Annotated in this window: 8 protein-coding genes; all 8 read left to right on the forward strand. The window is 63.5% G+C overall.

Annotated features, from left to right (window positions below; all coding sequences use genetic code 11):
• Nucleotides 1–144: 144 nt before the first annotated feature.
• Nucleotides 145–519, forward strand: a complete 375-nt coding sequence (fliS, locus tag PHE40_RS10235) for a flagellar export chaperone FliS (RefSeq protein WP_299961436.1) — start codon at nucleotides 145–147, stop codon at nucleotides 517–519.
• A complete protein-coding gene (gene flgM, locus PHE40_RS10240; RefSeq protein ID WP_299961438.1) occupies nucleotides 516–815 on the forward strand; it encodes a flagellar biosynthesis anti-sigma factor FlgM in 300 nt (99 codons plus the stop codon). The genes fliS and flgM overlap by 4 nt, the downstream gene beginning before the upstream one ends.
• Nucleotides 815–1,279, forward strand: coding sequence for a hypothetical protein (locus PHE40_RS10245; protein WP_299961440.1), 465 nt, complete (start codon nucleotides 815–817; stop codon nucleotides 1,277–1,279). The genes flgM and PHE40_RS10245 overlap by 1 nt, the downstream gene beginning before the upstream one ends.
• 176 nt (nucleotides 1,280–1,455) lie before the next feature.
• Nucleotides 1,456–2,874, forward strand: a complete 1,419-nt coding sequence (locus PHE40_RS10250) for an APC family permease (protein WP_299961442.1) — start codon at nucleotides 1,456–1,458, stop codon at nucleotides 2,872–2,874.
• Between the two features lie 112 nt (nucleotides 2,875–2,986).
• Nucleotides 2,987–4,207, forward strand: a complete 1,221-nt coding sequence (locus tag PHE40_RS10255; RefSeq protein WP_299961444.1) for a toxic anion resistance protein — start codon at nucleotides 2,987–2,989, stop codon at nucleotides 4,205–4,207.
• Nucleotides 4,204–4,584 (forward strand): hypothetical protein, encoded by a 381-nt coding sequence (locus PHE40_RS10260; protein ID WP_299961446.1) that lies wholly within the window; start codon nucleotides 4,204–4,206, stop codon nucleotides 4,582–4,584. Before PHE40_RS10255 ends, PHE40_RS10260 begins: the two co-directional genes overlap by 4 nt.
• Complete coding sequence (locus tag PHE40_RS10265) at nucleotides 4,584–5,501, forward strand: heavy metal-binding domain-containing protein (protein WP_299961448.1); 918 nt, start codon at nucleotides 4,584–4,586, stop codon at nucleotides 5,499–5,501. The genes PHE40_RS10260 and PHE40_RS10265 overlap by 1 nt, the downstream gene beginning before the upstream one ends.
• A 2-nt stretch (nucleotides 5,502–5,503) precedes the next feature.
• Nucleotides 5,504–6,159 (forward strand): heavy metal-binding domain-containing protein (locus PHE40_RS10270; RefSeq protein ID WP_299961450.1); only part of this gene is annotated, 656 nt, incomplete at its 3' end.

Here is a 6,159-nt window from a genome sequence, read left to right on the forward strand (position 1 = left end):
ACCCTGAAGCTCGCGCAACGGCAACTCCCCGTCGAGCGCATCCTAAAATGGTCAATATTCAGACGGAACCATCAAGCAATAGCAAGACGTGCTCACCTCAAATCAAAAATGCAACTGTAGAGCTAGGGTTAATCGGACATGAGCATGGACATAACAACAGGCTACCGGGCTGGCATGTTTGACGGCGAGGCGGATGTCTCCTGGCTGCGCCAAGGCTGGCGCGGCCTGCGCTTTTACGGCAAACGCGCGAAAGCGGCGATCGAGGCTGGCGACATTCAAGCCAAGTCGGAAATGATCCTGCGCGCGGACCAATTGCTGGACGTCATGGCCGGCATCCTCAATACTGAGCCGGATTCAACCCTCGGCCCAGCCTTGATGACAATTTACACCGCGTTGCGCTACACATTGTTCCGCGCCAATACCGAGAACAGCCCGGCCGCGCTGGACGATTTCGAGACCGCCCTGGCCTTCCTGGACCGTGACATGATAAAATCATTTGAAAGCGCGATCGCCGCATGACAAACACAATCCCGCCACGCCCCCAAACGCCGCTTCCGCTTGCAACGGCCGCGACACCCGCCGCCCCTCAATCGCCCGCCGCCGCGGCTCCTAGCACTCCCGCGCAGACTGATTCCGTGACCCTGAGCGCCGCTGCTCAAACCAGCACCCAGCTCCTGGGCGCCGCCCGCGCGGCTGATGGCATCAACCACGCCGCGGTGGCGCAAATTCGCAGCGCCATCCAGTCCGGCTCCTACAGCGTCACGCCTGAAAACCTCGCCCAGGCCATCGCCACGGTGATGAAAGGAGCAAAATAATGGGCATCGCTGGGCAGTTCCGCTCCCTTCCGGCAAACCCTGCATCGCATTCCGTCGCGCAGATCCTGCAACAAGGGGTGGAGCTGGTGGAAGACCTCAGCCGCAAGCTGCAAGCCCTCGATCGTTTAATGCTCACCGGCAAGCCGAATGAGATTTCCGCCGCCGCCGTGGTGGTGGAAATGGCGCTCAAATCCGCCGCGCCGGCATTTGCCGAAATAACTGACACCATGGGCCAGCTTGGTGCCTGCAACCTGGCGGCCGCCGCCGCGCAACTGCGCCAGATCGAGCAAGAGGACGCCGCCGGCCTGGCCGAGGCGTTGCGCTTCGCCCTGGCCCGTTTCGCCAAGCGCTCCGCCGGGGCCAACCGCCGCGCGCAACAGCTCAACCGTGGCCTCAACGCGGCGCTGAAAACCCTCCAGGCCCTGGGTGTGCAGGAAAGCGGGCGGCTTATCGCAGAAGCGTGAAACTGCACCAAAACCGGGCAGCCGCAACGGCAGTCGGCCATTATAGAGGCAATCGTGGTTTGGATGCGCTCTCCCAAAGCCCGGCCTTCACGTTCAGGAAGTTGACGAGTCAGCGGTTTGGATCGAAAGCTTACTGTGCGATTACATCCACAACATAAAATGGGAGCAAAAACAGCATGAGCGCACCAGCACGAGACGGGCATCGTCTCGCCAAGGATAGCCTGGGACTATCCCAGATTATCGCCTCCACATTGGCGAACATCGCCCCGGCCATGAGTTTTTTCTTCGGCTTCGGTCTTATCGTCTCCGGTGCCGGTGTCGGCGCCCCGCTCACCATCTTCACCGCGATGGTCGTTATTCTCTTCCTCACCAACACGCTGGCCGAGTTCTCCAAATACCGCCCCAGCACCGGCTCCTTCGTCACCTTCATCGGCATGTCCTTTGGCCCGTTCGCCGGTGCCGCCGCCTCCATCTTCGTGGTGGTCGGCTATTGCATCGCGGCCTCCTCGGTCGTCGTCATCGCCGGCGGCTGGGCCGCGAGCACGCTTCATCTCTTCCTTGGCGTCAACATCCCCTGGCAGGTGCTCAGCGTCATCGTCACCGGCATCGTCGGCCTGCTCGTCTCGCGCGGCATCAGCCTGTCCACCACCTGGGCGGCGATCTTCTTCTATTTCGAGCTGATCCTGCTGCTCATCGGCGCGGTCATCATGCTCTGGGTCAGCCGCGCCACCCTCTCCTGGCATCCTCTGATGTTCTCCAGCATCACCGGCGGCTGGAAGGGCATCGGCCTTGGTTTCCCCCTCGCCGTCTACCTCTTCATCGGCTGGGAAAACTCGGCCATGCTGGCTGAGGAGACCACTAACCCCCGCCGTAACGTGCCGCGCGCGCTCATCACCGGCACGCTGGCCATCGGCATCCTCTATATGTTCCTCGCCTTCGCGACCGAGAACGCCTTCAAGAACAATCTCACCGCGATCAGCGCCTCCACCATCCCCTTCGTCGATGCCTTCAAGGCTTCCGCCGCCGGGCTACTCATCGTCGCCTACATCGCCGGCGTGACCAGCATTTTCTCCTCCCTCATCGGTCTGACCAATGCGCAGGCGCGCATTCTGTTCAGCTCCTCGCGTGAGGGCTTGCTGCCGGTCTTCTTCGGCAAAATCCACCCGCAGTACAAAACCCCGCACGCCGCGATGTGGACCTACATCCTCGTCGCCCTGGCGATCGTGCTGGTGTTCGGCTATGCCTACAACATTGATCCCGTCACCCTCTTCGGCGACACAGGCACCCTGGGCACCATCCCTGTGATCGTGACCTACCTGCTCACCAACCTGGCCCTCCCGGTTTACATGCTGCGTTACCACCGCGAGGATTTCAGCCCGATCAAGCATCTCATCCTCCCCTTGGTGGGCACCGGCGCCATGCTGTTCCCGCTCTGGGGTCTGGTGCAGCCCGGCCAGCCCTATCCGTTCAACCTCTATCCCAAGCTGTCGGTCGCCCTGCTGATCTTCTCGGTCATCTACGGCACCATCCTGGCCAAGCGTAACCCGGATCTGGTGCAACGCATCGGCTCCTACGTCGCGGACGAGGAATACTAACCTCTTAATCGCAATAACCAGGGGCGGTACCGCAAGGTGCCGCCCCTTTTTTTGTGCGGTTGCCCAGCCACGCCGCCTTAAGCTAGGCTACCGCCATCCGCCGGAGTTCAGCATGCCTCAGACGATTTCCGCCGCCCCGCTCGACCTTTCCGTGTTTGATAATCTGGACCCGCCAGCCCCCGCCCTGGCGCAGGCGCTCACACCCGCCGCCGCCAACCCCGTCCTGGCGCCCGAACCCGCGCCCGAACGGCTGGTGGAAGTCGCCAACCTGCCCCCTGAAGACCTTGCCGCCGCCACCGTCTCGGCGGCCAAGATAGACTTTGCCCAGACCACCACCCTGCTCGCCCATGGTGACGGCGTATTGGCCAACATCGCCGCCGCCTCCCGCCAGCTCCTCACCGGGGTGCGCCTGGGCGACGCGGGCGAGGCCGGGCGCATCGCCGCCTCGGTGATTGACGGCATCAAAATCCTGCGTATCCAGGATCTCCAGGCCGAATCCCAGGCCGGCGCGCGCAAGGGCTTGGTTGGCAAGCTGCTCGGCGCCATCGCGGATGCCAACACCGCCTTCAAGGGCTTTGCCGAAAACCGCAAAAAATTCCTCACCCTCATGGACGACCAACAAGCCAAGGCGCGCAAAACCAAGGCTGATCTTGCCGTCACCATCGAGCTGCTGGACCAGCAGGCGCTGGCCATCCGCCAATCCCTGCACGGGCTGAAGGTGGAAATTGCCGCCGGGCAGATCGCGCTGGACCGCGCCCAGGCCGAGCTGGAAGCCAAGCGCCAGCATGCCGTGCAAACCAACGACCCCGCGGACGCCGCCGAGGTCCAGGCGTTCCGCGGCGCCCTCGCCAATTTCCGGAGCAAGGTGGCGGATATGCGCGAGGCCCTGGTCGGCTCGGCCATGCTCATCCCCATCATCGGCCAGAACCGCTCGGCGGCTGAAACCCGCATGATGAAAATCTCCAACGGCCTGCTGGTGGTCATCCCCCGCCTCATGGCCGTGGCCTCCCAGGCCGTGGTGCAGGTGGAAATCCGCAATGCCGCCGAGGCTTCGGCCAAGCTGGAAGAGGCCAACCGCCAGATCACCCTGCTTGCCGCCAAGGGCGCGCATGAGGCCGCCACCTCCGCCGCCCGCTCGCTCGGCGGCGATCCGCGCAATATCGAGGTTCTGGCCCAGGTGGCCGATGAAGCCATCGCCAGCATGAACGAGGTTATCGACATCGAACGCGAAGTCGCCGCCGCCGATGCCGGGCGCGAGCAGAAATTGGCTGAAATCCGGGATAAACTGGTGCGCGGCATGCAAGGCGCCAACGCGCGGGCCATCGCCCCATGAGCGAGCTGGATTTTGACATGCAGGCCGCCTGGCTGCGCCGCTTCTCAGCCGATGCCCAGAGCAACCTCGGCGCCTTCGCCCTGCGGTTGAAGGAGGCGATGCCCGCGCTGGTCACCATCCAGGAGAAAAAAGGCTTCTTCGCCAAAACCGGCACCATCACCGGCATCAGCATCGAGCTTGGTGAAAACCGCTACCAGCTGGAGCTTGCCGGCGGCCGCTTGCAGGCCAGCATCGCCATGGTGGTGCGGGGCGTCACCCTCAGCACCAAGACCATGGACCCGGCCGAATGGTTCGCCCGCCTCACGCAGGAGACCGCAACCGCCTCCGCCCATGCGCAAAGCCTGAGCGCCTCGCTGCAACAATTCATGGCAAGCTGATGGGACTCTTCGACTACTTCAAACCCAAGGCCCCCGCGCCGGATGAGCTGCGCCGCCAGGCGGATATTCTCATGAGCCTGCGCGGCAACCGCATCCCCACCGCCACGCTGGAGCGCCTGCAAGGCGCTGCCTCCGGCGCCAAACCCTGGATGGCGACCCTCACCCCGGCGGAGCTGCTCATCACGCGCTCGCACGGGCTTAAACCCATCGCCGCCATCTCCGCCACCTGCTGGCTGCATTACGGTTTTTCATGGACCCTGGGCCATTCCCAGGGCTGGGAAGCCGCTCTTTCCCGCCTGGCGCAAGAGGCCAAGGCCTGCGGCGCCAACGCGGTGCTGGATGTGAAGATGCGCACCATCCCGCTCGAGGCCGGCGAGAGCATGGATTTCACCCTGCTCGGCACGGCGGTGAAAATCGAGGGCCTGCCCGCTTCGTCAGACCCGGTCATCGCCACCGTCCCGGCCTTGGAATTCGTGAAACTGCTGGAGGCTGATGTGGTCCCCACCGGCATCGCCATCGGCGCGCATTACCAATGGCTGAGCGACTGGAACAACAGCGCCAACCAGGCGTGGATGGGCAATATCGAGGCGCCGCAGCTCTCATCCCTGTGGAACGACGTGCGCAACCGCGCGCATGCGAATTTGCGCGAATCCGCCCGCCCGCGTGGCAACGGCGTGCTCGCGCATGTGAATTTCTCCCAGATGTTTGACCGCGAACGCGAGGTGAACGAACGCAAGTTCAAGGAATACCTCGCGCGCTATATCGTCATCGCCACAACGGTGGACGCGCGGCGCGGCACGCCCCTGCCGCATGACATCTCGATGATGGTGGACATGTGCGCCGGCAAAACCCCGCTACAGGGCCGCAAGCCGCACCACCAATCCTACGCCAGCCACGAACAAGACGGAGCCATCTAGCCATGACATTGGATCTTCCCGCCCACGCGCAGGAGCGTTTGAAAGGCTTGCGCGGCAGCGCGCATTCCACCGGGGTCTTCACCTCCGATTTTTCGGTCAACGAATTCCTGCTGGTGCGCAAGGCGGGGTTCGAGCCTATTGGCCTGTGCGTCGGCTCCTGCGTGTATCACGTCGGCATCCAATACGGCTCATGGTCCAAGAGCCAGGAGATGGATGTGCTCTCCAAGGCGATGTATCACGCCCGCGAGCTGGCGATGTCGCGTATGCGCGCCGAAGCCTCCGCCATGGGCGCCGATGGCATTGTTGGTGTCAAACTCACCATCAAACGCCTGGAGTGGGACGAACAATTGCTTGAATTCATCGCCATTGGCACCGGCGTTGTGCATGGCGAGGGCCATAAGGGTTTCCGCGCGCATGATGGCGGGCCCTTCACCTCGGATTTATCGGGCCAGGATTTCTGGTCCCTGCTGCATGCCGGCTACCGCCCGGTGGAGATGGTGATGGGCAGCTGCGTCTATCATGTCGCGCATCGCGGTGTGCTCTCGGGGCTGGGCACGGTGGGCCGCAATGTGGAGCTGGAGAATTTCACCGCCGCGATGTACGAGGCGCGCGAAATCGCGGTCGAGCGCATGCAGTTCGAGGCCGCCGCCGCCAAGGC

The organism is Acidocella sp. (assembly GCF_028687955.1).
Taxonomy (GTDB): Bacteria; Pseudomonadota; Alphaproteobacteria; order Acetobacterales; family Acetobacteraceae; genus Acidocella.